This window comes from Streptomyces sp. NPDC006385 (assembly GCF_040612485.1).
Classification (GTDB): Bacteria; Actinomycetota; Actinomycetes; order Streptomycetales; family Streptomycetaceae; genus Streptomyces.
This window is the reverse complement of record NZ_JBEXQG010000062.1, coordinates 1-16,139: the sequence shown is the minus strand read 5'-3', so window position 1 is coordinate 16,139 and position 16,139 is coordinate 1. Positions and strand designations below refer to the sequence as shown.

Genomic DNA, 16,139 nt, shown 5'->3' with positions numbered 1-16,139 from the left:
CAGCCCCTCGCGTCAGACGTCCACGGCGCCGGGTCATGTCGGCCACCGTCGCCGCCCTGCTCCTGGCCCTCGGCCTCACCGCACCGGCCGCGGCCGCACCCGAGCCGGCCACCCCCGCCCCACAGGTGTGGCCGACCCCCAAGAGCCTGCACCCGGGCTCGGGCCGGCTCACCGTCCCCGACCGGGTCGTCGAGGTCGTCGGCCCGGACACCGACCCCTCCGCCCGGCACCTCGTCGAAACCGTCCTGCGCGGCGCCGGCGCCCAGCGCGTCGTCACCGTGCGGGCGGGCGAGAAGCCGCCCCCCGCCGGCCTGACGGTCTATGTCGGCGGCCCCGCCGAGAACACCGCCACCGGGGCCGCGCTGAGACGACTCGGCGCCAAGTCCCCGGCGGGCCTGCCCTCCGGCGGTTACGTCCTCGCCTCCGGACGCTCCCACGGCCGCGCCCTCGTCGCCCTCTCCGGCACCGACACCACCGGCACCTTCTACGCCGCCCAGACCCTGCGCCAGCTCATCGACCACAGGAAGAAGGTGCCCGTCACCACGGTCCGGGACTGGCCCACCGCCGCCCTGCGCGGTGTGATCGAGGGCTTCTACGGCACCCCCTGGACCCACGCCGAACGACTGCGCCAACTCGACTTCTACGGCCATACGAAGCAGAACGTCTACGTCTACTCCCCGAAGGACGACGCCTACCTGCGCGCCCGCTGGCGCGAGGCGTACCCGCCCGCCGAACTGGCGAAGCTGAGGGAACTCGTCGACCGGGCCCGCGCCAACCACGTCCGCTTCACCTACGCCCTCTCCCCCGGGCTCTCCGTCTGCTACTCCTCCGACGCCGACATCAAGGCGCTCACCGCCAAGTTCGACTCGCTGTACGACATCGGGGTGCGTTCCTTCGCCGTCCCGCTGGACGACATCAGCTACACCAAGTGGAACTGCGCCGAGGACGAGCGGGAGTTCGGCACGGGCGGCGGTGCGGCCGGGGCCGCGCAGGCACACCTGCTCAACACCGTCTGGAAGGAGTTCTCCGGCGACCACACCGGGCTCCAGCCGCTGGAGATGGTCCCCACCGAGTACTCCGACCTCGCCGACTCCCCGTACAAGAAGGCGCTTCGGGAGCGGCTCGACGAGTCCGTGGTCGTCGAGTGGACCGGCGTCGGCGTCATCGCGCCCACCATCACCACCGAGCAGGTGAAGCGGGCGCGCGAGATCTACGGCCACCCGATCCTGATCTGGGACAACTATCCGGTCAACGACTACGTCACCAGCCGTCTCCTCCTCGGCCCCTACACCGGCCGCGAGGCGGGGGTGGCGAGCGCCGTGACCGGGGTGACCGCCAACCCGATGGTCCAGGGCGAGGCGAGCAGGATCGCCCTGTTCACCTCGGCCGCCTACCTCTGGAACCCGGACGCCTACGACCCGCGAGCGGCCTTCCTCGCCTCCGTCCGCGACCTGGCCGGACCCGGGGCCGCGAGATGGCTGCGGATCTTCGCCGAGAACAACCACTCCTCCCAGCTCGACCCGACCGAGTCCCCCACGCTCACCGCCCTCATCGCCGCCTTCCGCAAGGCCCACGACGACGACACCGGCCTCGACCGGGCCGCCGCGGCACTCAGGGCCTACTTCAGCGACATGGCCGCCACCCCCACCGCATTGCGCGCCCGCCTCGACAACCCCGGGTTCCTGGAGGAGACCTCGGCCTGGCTGGACAAGCTCGGCCGCTACGGCACCGCGGGTGAGACGGCGGTGGACCTGCTGCTCGCGGGCAGGCGCGGCGACACCGAGGCCGTGTCGAGGTACTGGAACCGGCTCAGGGGCGAGCGCAAGGAACTGGACGCCATCCCCCAGCAGGTGTCCCCGGGGGTGATGGACCAGTTCCTCTACACCACGCTGCTGGAGAACGCCCCCGACCCCGGCGTCGACGCCTCCTTCACACCCGGCTCGCTCTCGCTGAAGCCCGGTTCCTCCGGGACCGTGACCCTCGCCCTGTCCGAGGAGCGGTCCACCGCCGCCAGGACGGTCACCTGGACGCTGGACGTGCCCGACGGGGTCACGGCCTCGCCCACCGGGGGCAGCGTGACCGTACCGGCCGGCGGCAGCGCGTCGGCCACCGTCACGCTGACCGCCCGGACGCCTGGCGTGCACTCGGTCGTGGTGTCGGGAGACGGCGTCCTCACCCGCGCGCTCCCGGTCCGGGTCACCGACGGCGCCGGCACGTCCCGGGCGCTGACGGCCGACTTCAGCGGCGCGTCGGTCAGTTCCCTCGACCTCGACTCCGGTACGACCACGCACATCGCCGTCGGGAACAACCCCGGCGAGGTCGTCGTCGCCGCGGACGGCCGTACCGCCTACGCCGCCAACCAGGGCTCCGACTCGGTCAGCGTGATCGACGTGGCGCGCGGCACGGTCACCGCCACGGTCGCCGTGGGCAAGGTCCCCGCCGGTCTCGCCCTCACCCCCGACGGCGACACGCTCTGGGTCGCCAACTACACGGACGGCACGGTCCAGCCCGTGGACACCGGGACGCTGAAGGCGGGGCCGCCCGTCGCGGTCGGCTCCGGTCCGGAGAACATGGCGATCACACCGGACGGCAGGACGCTGTACGTGGCCAACATCCACGACAACACGGTCAGCCCCGTCGACCTCACCACCGAGGTCGCCGGCCAGGCCATCCCCGTGGGCCCCCGTCCCTTCAACGTGGTCGCGGCGCCGGACGGCAGGACGGTGTACGTCTCCAACTCCGGCGGCTCGACGGTGACCCCGATCGACACGGCGACGAACGACACCGAGCCGACGCTGCTGGTCTCCGGCCAGGCGTACGGCCTCGGTCTGTCGCCGGACGGCCGGACGCTGTGGGTCAGCCCGAGCAACGGCGACCACGTCACGCCGGTCGACACGGTGACCGGCGCCCCCGGCGCCGAGGTCACGGTCGGGAGGTCCGCCTTCGACGTGGGCCTGGACTGGGACGGTCGTACGGCCTACGTCACCACCGCGGACGGAAACGCCCTGGTACCGGTCGACACCGCGTCGGGCACCACTCGGGCGCCCTTGAAGACCGGCGCCTATCCGCTGGCCGTGGCGCTGACGCCGGTACCCGTGGAGTGATCAGCTCGCGGTGCGCCGGATCCGTCCGGCGTACCGCCTCTCCAGCTCCAAGTTGCCCTCGAAGCCGCCCGGCACATTGGCCGAGACGTACACCGGCGGGCGCTCCCCGGCGGCGAGGAGCAGTTTCGTCGCCTCCGCGACCGCCATCTGGACCAGCATCACGCCGGTCAGCGTGGACAGGGCGCACACCGCGCCGCCGCCCGGCAGGTCCAGCAGCGCGTCGCCGCGCGGGGCCCGGTTGTCGAGGACGACGTCGGCGAGGTCGGCGAGCTTCTGGCCGCTGGGGTGTCCGGCCGGGACGGCGCGGCTGTGGGTGAGGGAGGTGAGGGCCAGGAGGCGGTGGCCGTGCTCCTTGACGCGCAGGGCCATCTCCACGATGACGTTGTTGACGCCGGAGTTGGAGATCACCACGAAGAGGTCCTGGGGGCGCGGTGCGGCCAGGTCGTAGATGCGGTCGGCGACGCCCGCCTTCCGCTCCAGGAGCGGGTCGTCGAGGACGCTCGGGGTTTCGCCGCCGTACAGGACGAGGTCGGCGATGCTCAGCCGGTTCGTCGGCACGAGTCCCCCGGCCCGTCCGGCGAGTTCGAGGACGATGGCCTGGGAGTGGCCGGTGCCGAACGCCTGGATCACGCCGTCCGCGCGTACGCAGTCGGCGATCAGTTCGGCGGCGCGTGCCACGTCGTCGCGGGCGGACTCGGTCATATGGTCGAGGAGGGCCATGCTCTCGCGCGTGAAGCGCCGGGCGCTCACAGACTCGTCGGACACGCGTCACTCCCCACCGGGTGGATTGAACCACCCTGTACGACTCCATGGGTGAATCAATAAATCACAGAGCGGTCGGCACGGGCAATGAGCCCGGCTCGGCCCGTGCTCGGTCCTGGTATTCAAGCTGCGCGGCAAACGGTGGCTGGTACCTTCTTTCCCATGCCTCCGACGGACGTCACCACCCTCATCCGCACCGAGTTGCCCCGGCTGGCCGGCTCCCTGCGGAAGGTCGGCGAGCTGATCCTGGAGGATCCGGCCGCCGTCACCCACTGCTCGGCCGCCGAGCTGGGCCGCCGCACCGGCACCTCCCAGGCGACGGTGACCCGCTTCTGCCGGGCCATCGGCCTCGACTCCTACCAGCACCTGCTGATCGAACTGGCCCAGGAACGCGGCCGCGGCGAGGTCTCCGACTGGGGCACCGCCGAGATCGGCCCGGACATCTCCCCCGACGACAGCCTGGAGCGGGTCGTCCAGGTCGTGGGCACCGCCGACCTGCGGGCCATCCAGCAGACCATCGACCGGATCGACCTGGACGCGCTCGAACGCGCGGCCCAGGCCCTGGCCCGCGCCCGGCGTATCGACGTCTACGGCGTGGGCGGCAGCGGTGCCGTGACGCAGGAGACGGAGACACGGCTGTTCCGCATCGGCTGCGCGGTGCGCGGCTGGACCGAGGTGCACGCTGCGGCCACCTCCGCGGCCCTGCTCACCCCGGCGGACGTGGCCATCGGCATCTCCCACTCCGGGGCGACCCGCGAGACCCTCGAACCGTTCGAGATGGCCAAGGAGCGGGGCGCCACCACCATCGCCCTGACCACCGACCCGCGCTCCCCGCTCGCCAGGGCCGCCGACATCCGGCTCATCTCGTCGTCCTCGGAGACCAGCTTCCGCGCCGAGAGCATCAGCAGCCGGCACTCCGTCCTGATGCTCGTGGACTGCCTGTACGTCCGCGTCGCCCAGCTCACCTACCAGCGCGCGAGCGCCTCGCTGGCGCTGACCGACCACATCACCCCGCAGCACGCGGTGAAGTCGCGCCGGGGGCGCTGAGTCCGTCCGGACCGGCCCGCAGGGACCGCCTGTCCGGGACCACCTGTCCGGGACCGCCTGTCCGGGACTGCATGGATGAACCACCGAGAAAACATTCTGGTGGTTGTTTGAACCATCTGCCGATGCCAGGATGGGGCTCCCCGCGAGCACTCGTAGGAGCCCCATGCGCGTCATCTCTGTCGAGTCCACCGAGCTTTTCGTCGGCACCGAGGACCACCCGCACCAAGTGGTGGCCGTCGAGGTCGGCCACACACCCGGCCAGGCAGTCCGCCTCACCGTCGAGGGGGCCGGCGTCCACGGCTCCGCCGAGGCGACCGTGGGCGAGGACGGCACCGTACGCGCCGAGATACCCGTGACCGCCGACGGCCTCGCCCCCGGCGACCGCCGCGAGATCACGGTGACCGCGGCCGACGGGGACCAGGTCGCCCGGCAGGGCGGCGCGTTCACGGCCGCCGAACCCGGCTGGACCATGTTCATGGTCAGCCACTTCCACTACGACCCCGTGTGGTGGAACACCCAGGGCGCCTACACCGAGACCTGGGACGTCGCCGACGACCCCGCCACCACCGGCCTGCCCGCCCGCACCTTCGACTCGCGGGGCCAGTCCGGCATGAGTCTCGTCCGCGCCCACTGCGACCTGGCCCGCCGCGACCCGGCGTACACCTTCGTGCTCGCGGAGGTCGACTACCTCAAGCCCTACTGGGACGCCTTCCCGGAGGAGCGCGCCTTCCTGCGCGAGCTGATCCGCACCGGCCGCGTCGAGATCATGGGCGGCACCTACAACGAGCCCAACACCAACCTCACCGGCGCCGAGGCCACCGTACGCAACGCCCTGTACGGCGACGGTTTCCAGCGCGGGATCATCGGGGCGTCGCCGGAGACCGCCTGGCAGCTGGACGCGTTCGGGCACGATCCGCAGTTCCCGGGGCTGATGGCGGACGCCGGGGTCAGCTCCAGCTCGTGGGCGCGCGGGCCGTTCCACCAGTGGGGGCCGACCCTCTCCGTGTTCGGCGAGGAGCCCCGGGACCCGCGGCGGATGCAGTTCCCGGCGGAGTTCAGCTGGATCGCCCCGTCCGGGCGCGGGCTGCTGACCGCCTACATGGTCAACCACTACGGCGCCGGCTGGGCGATCGACAACGCGCCCACCCTGCCCGAGGCGGAGGCCGCCGCGTTCAAGCTGTTCAAGGGGCTGAAGCAGGTCGCGCTCACCCGCAATGTGCTGCTCCCGGTCGGCGGTGACTACGCGCCGCCGTGCCGCTGGGTGATGGGCATCCACCGGGACTGGAACGCCCGGTACGTCTGGCCGCGCTTCGTCAGCGGGATCCCGCGGGACTTCTTCGCCGCCGTCCGCGCGGAGCTGGACGCCGAGGGCCGCAAGGCGTCGCCGCAGACACGGGACATGAACCCGATCTACACCGGCAAGGACGTCTCCTACATCGACACCAAGCAGGCCCAGCGGTACGGCGAGACGCTGCTCGCCGACGCGGAGGCCTGGGCGACGCTCGCCTCGCTGGTGGCCGGGCACCCCTATCCGGACGCGGCGCTCGACAAGGCGTGGCGGCAGCTGATCTACGGGGCCCACCACGACGCCATCACCGGCTCGGAGTCCGACCAGGTCTACATCGACCTGCTCACCGGCTGGCGGGAGCTGTACGACCTCGCCGAGGCCGTGCACGCCGACGCGACCGACGCCCTGGCCCGCAGGGTGGCCCAACTACCGGGCGGTGCAAAGGACTTGGTGGTCTTCAACGCGGCGACCTGGGAGCGGCGGGACGTGCTGGCCGTCGAGGACCCGGGGCTCGTCCCGCTGGACGACACCGGGCTGCCCCTGCCCGCCGTACGGGAGGACGGCGAACTGCGTGTCGTCGTACCGGAGGTGCCCGGCATGGGCCTCAAGGCGCTTCCGCTCGCCGAGGGCACCGTCCCCGAGTGGACGCGCGGCGAGGGCGCCACCATCCGCAACGAGTTCTACGAGGTGACGGTCGATCCCGCGCGCGGCGGCGCCGTCAGCGGCCTGCGGTCCCTCTCCGAGGGCGGCCGGGAGCTGCTGCGTCCCGGTGACATCGGCAACGAACTCGTCGTGCAGGAGGAGTACCCGAGGCACCCGCGCTTCGGCGAGGGCCCCTGGCACCTCACGCCGACCGGCACCACGGCCGCCCGCAGCCGGGACGTGGCGGCCGACATCGATGTCGAGCACTCCCCCGCCGGATCGCGGATCACCGTCCGCGCCGACCTGGGCCTGTTCCGGTACACGCAGCGCCTGACGCTGTGGAAGGGCGTGGACCGCCTCGACGTCACCACCACCCTCGACGGCTACGACGGCGCCGACCGCCTCATCCGGGTCCGCTGGCCCTCCGACGTACGGGGCGGGCTCCCGGTGCACGAGGTGGCCGACGCGGTGATCGGGCGCGGGTTCGGGTTCGTGGAGGTGGACAGCGAGCGGTTCCCGTGGACGCTGGACAATCCGGCCAACACCTGGTTCGGGCTGGGCTCCACCGCGCGGGTCGCGCTGACCGACGGGTCGGGCCGTCCGCTCGGCGAACGGTCCATCGGTGTCGCCGAGTTGGTGTACTCCTCCTGGGACGACGCCGGGGAGCTGGGCACCGCGCTCGCGGCGGCCCTGGTGCGGGTGGGTGTGACGGCGACCTCGACGATCGCCGGGGGCCCGCGCTACGGCGACCTGGAGGTCGACTCCAACCTGCCCGACATCCGGATCGCGGTCGGCGCCCCCGAGCGCAACTCCGTGGTCGCCGAGGCCCTCGGCTGGGATCCGGCGGCCGGGCGGGAGCTGCGGCGGCAGCTCGCCGAGCGGGGCGTGGCGGCCGTCTGGGTCGCGCCGCGCGCCTCGCTGCGGGAGGAGTGGGTGCCCGGCGCCGACCTGCGCGACCTGGAGCGGCTGCCGCTGCTGGTGGTGGCGGGCGCCCGGCCCGAGGACGACGCCAAGGCGGTGGACGCGCTGATCGCCGACCTGGACGACGCGGTCGTGGGGGCCACCGCGGCGGGCGGCGGGGAGGCCCTGCCGCCCGGGGACGCGTGGGACGGGCGCGGCTTCGCCGTCCTGAACAGGGGCACACCCGGGTGCGTGGTGACGTCGTCGGGCGACCTCTACATGTCCCTGATGCGCTCCTGCACGGGCTGGCCCTCCGGCATCTGGGTCGACCCGCCCCGGCGCACGGCGCCCGACGGCTCCGCCTTCCAGCTCCAGCGCTGGTCCCACACCTTCGAGTACGCCGTGGTCGCGGGCCCGGGCGACTGGCGGGAGCTGCGGCTGCCGCAGGCCGGGCATGCGTTCAACCATCCGCTGACGGCACGGTTGCGGACGGCGGCCGCCGAAGACGCCGTACTGCCCAGGAGGACGGCGCTGTTGGGACTCGACCCCGCCGGGGAGGTGCTGCTCGACGCGCTCAAGCCGCTCGGGTCGCCCCTCGCGCGGGGCAGTGCGGCGGCGGCCGACCCGGGGCGCGGGGTCGTCGTACGGATGCACGAGGTGAACGGCCGCTCGGTGCGGGCGCGGGTGCGCGGACCGCGGGAGTGGACGGAGGGCGCCCGGGCGGACGTGCTGGAGCGGCGCGGGGAGCCGCTCGCGCCCGCTGGTCAGGGGGTGCTCGAACTCGACCTGACCGGTTTCGAGGTGGCCACCGTCCTGGCCGGCACCGACGCGGAAACCGCACCCGGCGCCGGCGTCGCCGCCCACGAACCCGCCCAGCCCGTCGCCACCCGTTACTGGCTCCACAACTCCGGCCCCGCCCCGCGCGGGAACATGCCGGTCGCGGTCTATCTGTCGCCGGCCGCGCTCACCGTCTCCGAGGGCCCGGTCACGGCGACGGTCCGGGTCGGCTCGGAGCTGACGGACGCCCCGGTGTCGGGCACGGTCGACCTGCGCGTCCCGCCCGGCTGGTCCGTCGAACCGGCCGAACTGCCGTACGCGCTGGGCCCCGCCGGTTTCACGGTCGCCGAGGCCACGGTGACGCCGCCGCCCGACGCCGAGCCAGGGCGGCACTGGCTCACGGCTCGGTTGTCGTACGGCGGGCAGACGTACGAGGACGTCGTGGCGCTGGACGTGCCGGACGGGCACAAGGGCCCGACGCTCGTGACGTCCCTGGGCGTGGAACGCGTCTGCGTACGCCGGGGCGAACGGGTCCGCGTCCCGGTGACCCTGCGCAACCCGACCCGGGGGCCGGTCGGCGGCACGCTGTGGGCCGTGTCCTCATGGGGGACCTGGGCGGGTGTGACCCCCGGCTGCCAGGGCTTCACCGTGCCGGGCGGCGAACAGCTGGAGTGCGCGATCGAGGTGGACGGCGGGGCGGTGCCGCCCGGGTCGTACTGGCTGATGGCGAAGGTGGGCTGGCACGGCTGCGTCGCCTACACGGAGGCGGTCGAGCTGGAGGTGACGCCGTGACGGAACACGCCGTCGTCGTCCAGGGTGAAGCGGTCCCGAAGGGCCGCGTGGACGCCTTCCTGGAAACCGTGCCACCCCGTGATCGCGAGTCCCGTCCCGAGGCTCTCGCGCGTGCCGAACGGCAGCGGCGGCGCTGGGCGACCCAGGTGGTGGTGACCGACGAACTCGCCCGGCGGGCCTGCGCCGACCGAGGGCTGAAGCCACCGGAGGAAGTGTCCCCGTCCCTCCTGCTCACGGTGGCCGAGACGGACGTCGCCGACCTCGGCAGCATCATCGCGGCGGCGTTGGCCCACTCCCCCGCCGCCCGTCTCCTGCTCACCGAACTGGAGGCGGAACAGGACGTCCCGGAGAGGGCCGTACGCGACTACTACGACCGCAACCGCGACCGCTTCCTCACCCCCGAGGCGCTCAGGCGTGGCGCCGACCCCTTCCACGAGGCGGCGGACGTCCTGCCGTACGAGCGGGCCCGCGAGGGGATCGTGCGCGAGCTGCGGCGGGCGGCCGGGCGGCAGGCCTTCTTCGACTGGCTCGACCGGGCGCGGACGGGGGTGGAGTACGCCCCGGGGTACGAGCACCCGGGCGATCCGTCCCACGCCGACCACGAGCACCGGCACTGATCCGCGGACGGAACGTAAAAGCAACCGGCAACCCATTGACCTCCGATGAATTCTGGTCCACCTTTTCATCAATCAGAGTCCAAGTTGGTGATTTGAACCAACCGTCTCGGTCGGCCGCAGGAGGGCACCCATGCGCGCAAGCAGACTTCCCGGATCCCTGGCATGTTTCCTCGCCCTGGCACTCGGGGCCGCCGGCTGCGGCCTCTCGGGCGGCTCCGACGGCGGCGGGGCCACCGCGGGCGGCTGCAAGGTCGACAAGGCGAACGTCGGGGCCGGCGAGCTCTCCGGCGAGGTGAAGGGCGACATCACCTTCCAGACGACCAATCTGAAGAAAGACTTCGGCCACTACTTCAACGGCGTCATCGACGCCTTCGAGAAGGAGCACCCGGGCGCGAAGGTGAAGTGGATCGACGATCCGGGCGACGCCACGTTCACCCAGCGCCTGGTCGCCGACGCGCAGGGCTGCACACTGCCGGACGTCGTCAACCTCAACGTCAACACGGCGGTGGCGCTGACCAAGAACGGCTACCTGCTGAACCTCGACGAGAAGGCACCGGACGCGGGCAAGCCGTTCACCGCCTCGATGTGGAAGTCGAGCACCTACGCGCAGGCCGACGGCACGAAGGTGCACAGCGTGCTGCCCTGGTACTCCGGCGGCATCGTGCAGACCTTCAACACCGACCTGCTGAAGAAGGCGGGCCTGGACCCGGCCGAACCCCCGACGTCCGTCCTCGGCCTGTTCGCCGACGCCGAGAAGATCGCCAAGGTCTCCGACGGCCAGTACTACGCCTTCCTCGCCAACCCCTCGCTGCGCATCCCGGCCGACTGGCAGCAGATGGGCATCAAGGTGCTGTCCGCCGACGGCAAGAAGTTCACCTTCGCCGACGACCCGAAGACCGTGCGGTGGGTCGAGGGCATGACCAAGCTCTACAAGGCCGGCGCGATGCCGAAGGACTCGCTCTCCTCGAACCAGGACCCGGCCAACGTCTACGGCCAGGGCAAGCTGGTCTACGGCTCCACCAACCCCAACTTCCTGCGCTTCATCGAGCAGAACAACCCGTCCATCTACAAGAAGACCGGCGTCGCCCGCTACATGCTGGACGACCTCGGCCACACCGTCGGCGCCCCGCAGTACATCGGGGTCGCGTCCACCAGCAAGAACGCGGTGACCGCACTCGCTTTCGCACGGTTCCTGACCAACGCGAAGAACCAGCTCGCCTGGGCGAAGGACCCGAACGTCGTCATCTTCCCCTCGACGACCGAGTCGCTGAAGGACCCGTTCTTCCAGAAGGTCGAGGGCACCGACCCCTTCGCCGAGGCCCGCAAGATCGTGGCCGGTGACCGGCAGACCGCCACGGCCGACGAAATCGCCCTGACGCCGGGCGAGTTGAACGCCATCTCGGCCCAGATCCAGCTCGCGATGCAGGGCAAGAAGAGCGCGCAGGACGCACTGAACGAGGCCCAGACCAAGGCCAACCAGCTGATCGCGCAGGGTAGCTGACGATGACTCAGCACACCGCACCGGCCAAGGCGCCCGTCCCCGCTTCCCCGGGGGCGGGCGCCCCGCGCCCCGGCGCTTCCCCCACGCCACCGTCGTGGGGGCCGCTGCGTCGTGTCCTGCGTGCCGTCAAGCCCGGTCCGACGGCGGACGCGGGCGGCGCGGCGCTCTACCGACGCTGGTGGCTGCCGTGGCTGTGGATGCTCCCCGCGATCGTGGGCACGACCGTCTTCGGGGTGTTCCCGTTCCTCAACACGATCGTGGTGTCCTTCACCGACGCCAAACCGCTCGGCGGCGCGTACGACGTGGTGGGTCTCGCCAACTACAAGCGGATGCTCTCCGACCCCGACTTCTGGCTGGCCACCCGCAACAGCCTGCTGTACGCGCTGATCGTGGTCCCGCTGATGGTGCTGCTGCCGCTGCTGCTGGCCATCCTCGTCGAGAAGAACCTCCCCGGCATCGGCTTCTTCCGCTCCGCCTTCTACACCCCCGTCCTCGCCTCCAGCGTGGTCGTGGGCCTGAGCTGGCAGTGGCTGCTGAGCGACCAGGGCCTGGTCAACACCTGGCTCCAGAAGGCGCACCTCATCCGCGAGGCCATCCCGTTCCTGTCCGACTCGTGGCTGATCCTGCTGTCGGCGATGGGGCTGACGCTGTGGAAGGGCCTCGGCTGGTACATGATCTTCTACCTGGCCGCCCTCGGGAACGTGCCCAGGGAACTGCACGAGGCCGCCGCCGTGGACGGCGCGGGCGCGGTACGCCGCTTCTGGCACGTCACGGTGCCCGGCGTCCGGCAGTCGATGATGCTGGTCGGCACCCTCACCGGCATCGGCTCGCTGCGCGTCTTCACCGAGATCTACATGCTCGGCGGCGCCACCGGCGGCCCGGGCGGCGCCGACCGCACGCTCCCCTTCTACATCCGGGACGTCGGACTCGACCCCCTCACCGGCAACGCCGGCTACGGCGCGGCGGTCAGCGTCGCCCTGTTCGCACTCACCCTGGGCCTGACGCTGCTCGCCCAGCGCCTGACGAAGGAGGACGACGCATGACCGGCATGACGACCGCCGCCGAGGGCGCGAGGAGCGCGCCGGCCGCGGCGGGGCGCCGACGGCTGCTGCCGCGCTGGCGCGACTACGGCCGCCCCCGCGAACTCGTCGTCCGCTACCTGCTGTTGGTCCTCGTCCTGTTCCTCACCGTCGGCCCGCTGCTGTGGCAGGCGCTGTCGTCGCTCAAGGGCGCGGGCGAGGACGTCTTCGGCGCGGGCGCCTCCCTGATCCCGCACCACCCGACCCTGCGGGCCTACCGCGAGGTCTTCGCCCAGGTGCCGGTGTGGACGTACATCAGGAACAGCCTGTTCGTCGCGGTCATCTCCATCACCAGCCAGCTCCTCTTCTCCACCATGGCCGGCTACATGCTCTCCAAGCCCGGCTGGAAGGGCCGCAAGCTGGTGTGGGTGCTGCTGATGGCGTCCATGATGTTCCCCTTCGAGTCGATCATGGTGTCGCTGTTCCTCAGCATCCGGGACATGGGCCTGGTCGACCACCTCGTCGGCGTCTGGCTGCCCGGATTCGTCGCCGCGATCAACGTCCTCATCATGCGGGCCGCGTTCCTCGCCGTCCCGCGCGAGATCGAGGACGCGGCGATGCTGGACGGCGCGGGCGAGTGGAAGCGATTCCGCCACCTGTACCTGCCCTCCGCGTACGGCGCGATCCTGGTCGTCACCATCAACACCTTCATCAGCGCCTGGGACGACTTCCTCTGGCCGCTGATCGTGCTGCGCTCCGAGGAGCACTTCACGCTGACGCTGGGCCTGGCCCGGCTGCAGACGTCGTCGTTCGGGTACGACCAGCGGCTGGTGATGGCGGGGTCGGTGATCTCGGTGATCCCGGTGCTGCTGCTGTTCGTGATCACGCAGCGGTGGTTCTACCGGGGCGTGTCGTCGGGGGCCGTGAAGCTCTGAGTCGGTAGGGCGGTCAGTGCCGCCCGAGCCGACTCGGCGACGCGGAACTCGACCACCGTGCCCGTGCCGGGCAGGCCGGCGCCGAGCGGGAACGCGACCGTGCGGGTCTCGCCCGGCGCCAGCTCGACGGCCTGGAAGCCGTGCAGCTCCAGCGTGCGCGGCCAGACGGGGGTGCGCAGCCGGCGCAGGTACAGCTGGGCGACGGTACGGCCGTGCCGGTGACCGGTGTTGGTGATGTCGGCCTCGACGGTGTGCCCGGACAACCGCGCCGGGCCGTAGGCGAAGCCGGTGTACGACAGCCCGTGCCCGAAGGAGTAGAGCGGCCCGGCGTCCTCGTCCACGTAGCCGCCGTACTCGGTGTCCTTGTGGTTGTAGTGGACGGGGAGCTGGGCGGCCGAGCGCGGCACCGAGACGGGCAGGCGGCCGGTCGGTTCCCGGAGTCCCAGGAGGACCTCGGCGATCGCCTCGCCGCCCCAGGGGCCGGGGTACCAGGCGGTGAGCAGCGCGCCGGCCCGGTCCGCCGCCTCGGGGACGGCGTGCGGGCGGCCCTGGACCAGGACGACCGCCGTGGGTGTGCCGGTCGCGGTGACGGCGTCCAGCAGGGCGTACTGGGCGGCGCCGAGCCGCAGTCCGGCGAGGTCGGCGCCCTCGCCGCAGGTCATGTGTGAAACGGCGGTCCGCGCGGCCCCGTTGGCGTCGAACTCCGTGTCGGGCGTACGGGCGCTGCTGCCGCCCAGCACGAGCACGGCCAGGTCGGACGCGGCGGCCGCGGCGACCGCGGCCGGGATGCCGGAGAGGTCGTCGCCGGTGAGGGCGCAGCCGGGGGCGTGGCGGAGGTCGGCGCCGGTCGGGGCGAGCCGCCGCAGTCCGTCGAGCACGCTCGTGCCCGTGCCGGGGCGCTGCGGGGCGGTGTAGTCGCCCGACTGGTGGGTGGTGGTGGCCGCCTGGGGCCCGAGGACGGCGATACGGGAGACGGTCTCGGGTATGGGCAGGACGCCGGCGTCGTTGTGGAGGAGGGTGACCGCGCCGCGGGCGACGGCGAGGCTCACCTCCCTGCCGTGGTCCGGGAGGGGCGTGGTCGTCACGGCATGCCGGTCGAACAGCCCCAGTCGGAACTTCAGCCGCAGGACACGGGCGACGGCGGTGTCCAGGGCCTCCTCGGCCACCAGTCCCCGCTCGACCGCCTCCTCCAGGTGTGTGAAGCCCTCGTCCCACAGGCTCAGATCGACCCCGGCGCCGAGCGCGAGCGCGCCCGCGGACACCGTGTCGCCGGTGATACGCGCCAGCCGGTCCACGGCGAGGCCGTCGGCCATGACGAGGCCGTCGAAACCCCAGCGGTCCCGAAGGAGTTCGGTGAGCAGGGCCCTGTTGCCGGAGCAGGGCATGCCGTCGACCTCGTTGTAGGCGGCCATGACGGCGGCGGCCCCGGCGCGGATTCCGGCGCGGGCGGCGGGGAGGTGGATCTCGTGCAGTTCCCGCGGCCCCAGCTCGGACTCGGCGGAGTTGCGGCCGCCGACGGTGGCTCCCTGGCCGGCGAAGTGCTTGAGGACGACGGCGGCCTTGTCGGCGTCGAAGTACTCGCCGGGCTCGCCCTGCATGCCGCGTACGAGGGCTTCGGTGAAGCGGGCCGCCAGGTGCGGGTCCTCGGCGAAGCACTCCTCGGTGCGGCCCCAGCGGGGGTCGCGGGCGATGTCGAGTGCCGAGACCAGGGCGACATGCCCGCCACGGGCCCGCAGTTCGGCGGCGGCGTGGGCGGCGGCGCGCTCGTACAGCTCGGGGTCCCAGGTGGCGCCGACGGCCAGATTGACGGGCAGGACCGTGCCGTCCAGGGCCATGAGGCCGTGCGGCACCTCCTCGACGAACAGCGCCGGTATGCCGAGCCGGCTCCGCTCCACGACATGCCGTTGCACCAGGTCGGCGAGGGCCGCGCCGTCCTGCGCGAGGGGTCCGCACGTGTGGTCGACACCGGACCAGGCGTCGGCGCGCTGGAGCCCGTAGAGCGCGCCGAGGCCCTCGAAGCGGTCGGTCTCGGCGTACAGGGCGTCGGTGAGTGCGAAGCCGCCGTCGGGCGTGCGGCGGTAGGCGTTCCAGCCGTACATCCGCTGGTTGAGCTGGCCGGCCTTCTCGCGCAGGGTCATCCGGGAGAGGAGGTCGCGGACGCGGGCGTCGACGGGGGCGGTGGGGTCGCGGTAGATCGGGATGCCGGCGGGGCCGGCGTGCTGCCGTCGTCCGGCGAGGCCGGTCATCCCTCACACCCCAGGCGTGCGAGCGCCACCGCCCCGAGGGAGCCGTCCGGCACCCAGTCGAGGGTGAGTCCGAGGGGCTGGAGGCGGGCGGTGAGGGGCTCGGTGAGCGGGCCGTCGGGGCCGAGCAGACCACCGGTGGCGACGAGGCGCTCGCCGGGCCGGGGGGCGAGCGCGCGGACCGTGCCGGTGAGGTGGTCGGCGGCCGCTTCCAGGATCCCCGCGGCGGCGGCGTCCCGCTGCCGGGCGGCCTCGGCGACGAGCGGTGCGAACCGGGCCAGCCGGACCGGCGGCCGGTCCATGACGGCGGGGAGGAGGTGCATGCGGTAGGCCTCGCGCCGGGCCCGTGTCCAGGGCGCTTCGTCGTACGGGCCCGGGTCGTCCGGCGGCAGGACGTCCTGCGGCACGCCCAGCGCCCGCTCCCCACCGGCGTGAAGTTCTTCAACTGGATCGGCACCATGTGGAACGGATCGCTGAGTTTCGAGACCCCCATGCTCTGGGCCATCGGATTC

At 72.5% G+C, this 16,139-nt stretch carries 10 protein-coding genes and 1 pseudogene; 8 read left to right on the top strand and 3 right to left on the bottom strand.

Features of this window, described 5'->3' with window-relative positions; translation table 11 throughout:
- The first annotated feature begins 35 nt into the window (after positions 1-35).
- Positions 36-3,104, top strand: coding sequence for a beta-N-acetylglucosaminidase domain-containing protein (locus ABZ078_RS33795; RefSeq protein ID WP_356581660.1), 3,069 nt, complete (start codon positions 36-38; stop codon positions 3,102-3,104).
- Here the strand turns inward: ABZ078_RS33795 and ABZ078_RS33790 are convergent, their stop codons facing one another.
- A complete protein-coding gene (locus ABZ078_RS33790) occupies positions 3,105-3,869 on the bottom strand; it encodes an SIS domain-containing protein (RefSeq protein ID WP_356581658.1) in 765 nt (254 codons plus the stop codon). It abuts the gene before it with no gap.
- Positions 3,870-4,028: 159 nt separating this feature from the next.
- Between ABZ078_RS33790 and ABZ078_RS33785 the strand changes: the two genes are divergently transcribed.
- The 6 genes from ABZ078_RS33785 to ABZ078_RS33760 all read left to right on the top strand — a co-directional run bounded on the left by ABZ078_RS33785 (position 4,029) and on the right by ABZ078_RS33760 (position 13,384).
- Positions 4,029-4,913 carry a MurR/RpiR family transcriptional regulator gene (locus tag ABZ078_RS33785; protein WP_356581656.1) on the top strand — a complete coding sequence of 295 codons (885 nt, stop codon included), beginning with the start codon at positions 4,029-4,031 and terminating at the stop codon, positions 4,911-4,913.
- Between the two features lie 163 nt (positions 4,914-5,076).
- Complete coding sequence (locus ABZ078_RS33780; RefSeq protein WP_356581654.1) at positions 5,077-9,312, top strand: NEW3 domain-containing protein; 4,236 nt, start codon at positions 5,077-5,079, stop codon at positions 9,310-9,312.
- Positions 9,309-9,929: a peptidyl-prolyl cis-trans isomerase gene (locus ABZ078_RS33775; protein ID WP_356581652.1), complete on the top strand. Its 621-nt coding sequence runs from the start codon at positions 9,309-9,311 to the stop codon at positions 9,927-9,929. The genes ABZ078_RS33780 and ABZ078_RS33775 overlap by 4 nt, the downstream gene beginning before the upstream one ends.
- A gap of 130 nt (positions 9,930-10,059) precedes the next feature.
- A complete protein-coding gene (locus tag ABZ078_RS33770; protein ID WP_356581650.1) occupies positions 10,060-11,430 on the top strand; it encodes an extracellular solute-binding protein in 1,371 nt (456 codons plus the stop codon).
- Positions 11,431-11,432: 2 nt separating this feature from the next.
- Positions 11,433-12,473 (top strand): sugar ABC transporter permease, encoded by a 1,041-nt coding sequence (locus ABZ078_RS33765; protein ID WP_356581648.1) that lies wholly within the window; start codon positions 11,433-11,435, stop codon positions 12,471-12,473.
- A 5-nt stretch (positions 12,474-12,478) separates the two neighbouring features.
- Entirely contained in the window at positions 12,479-13,384 is a 906-nt protein-coding gene (locus ABZ078_RS33760; protein WP_356581720.1) for a carbohydrate ABC transporter permease, read from the top strand.
- On the opposite strand, the gene ABZ078_RS33755 is transcribed toward ABZ078_RS33760, so the two are convergent.
- Complete coding sequence (locus ABZ078_RS33755) at positions 13,348-15,630, bottom strand: glycoside hydrolase family 3 N-terminal domain-containing protein (protein WP_356581646.1); 2,283 nt, start codon at positions 15,628-15,630, stop codon at positions 13,348-13,350. The two genes, ABZ078_RS33760 and ABZ078_RS33755, sit on opposite strands and share 37 nt — an antisense overlap.
- A complete protein-coding gene (locus ABZ078_RS33750) occupies positions 15,627-15,950 on the bottom strand; it encodes a hypothetical protein (RefSeq protein ID WP_356581644.1) in 324 nt (107 codons plus the stop codon). The genes ABZ078_RS33755 and ABZ078_RS33750 overlap by 4 nt, the downstream gene beginning before the upstream one ends.
- 96 nt (positions 15,951-16,046) lie before the next feature.
- Here ABZ078_RS33750 and ABZ078_RS33745 point away from each other — a divergent pair.
- Positions 16,047-16,139, top strand: a pseudogene (locus ABZ078_RS33745) (cbb3-type cytochrome c oxidase subunit I); the annotation flags it as partial.

Excerpts from the sequence above, each read along its gene's own strand:
- ABZ078_RS33780 (WP_356581654.1), top strand. The coding sequence starts at position 5,077 with ATGCGCGTCATCTCTGTCGAGTCCACCGAGCTTTTCGTCGGCACCGAG.
- ABZ078_RS33795 (WP_356581660.1), top strand. The coding sequence starts at position 36 with ATGTCGGCCACCGTCGCCGCCCTGCTCCTGGCCCTCGGCCTCACCGCA.
- ABZ078_RS33765 (WP_356581648.1), top strand. The coding sequence starts at position 11,433 with ATGACTCAGCACACCGCACCGGCCAAGGCGCCCGTCCCCGCTTCCCCG.
- ABZ078_RS33750 (WP_356581644.1), bottom strand. The coding sequence starts at position 15,950 with ATGCACCTCCTCCCCGCCGTCATGGACCGGCCGCCGGTCCGGCTGGCC.
- ABZ078_RS33755 (WP_356581646.1), bottom strand. The coding sequence starts at position 15,630 with ATGACCGGCCTCGCCGGACGACGGCAGCACGCCGGCCCCGCCGGCATC.
- ABZ078_RS33785 (WP_356581656.1), top strand. The coding sequence starts at position 4,029 with ATGCCTCCGACGGACGTCACCACCCTCATCCGCACCGAGTTGCCCCGG.
- ABZ078_RS33760 (WP_356581720.1), top strand. The coding sequence starts at position 12,479 with ATGACGACCGCCGCCGAGGGCGCGAGGAGCGCGCCGGCCGCGGCGGGG.
- ABZ078_RS33770 (WP_356581650.1), top strand. The coding sequence starts at position 10,060 with ATGCGCGCAAGCAGACTTCCCGGATCCCTGGCATGTTTCCTCGCCCTG.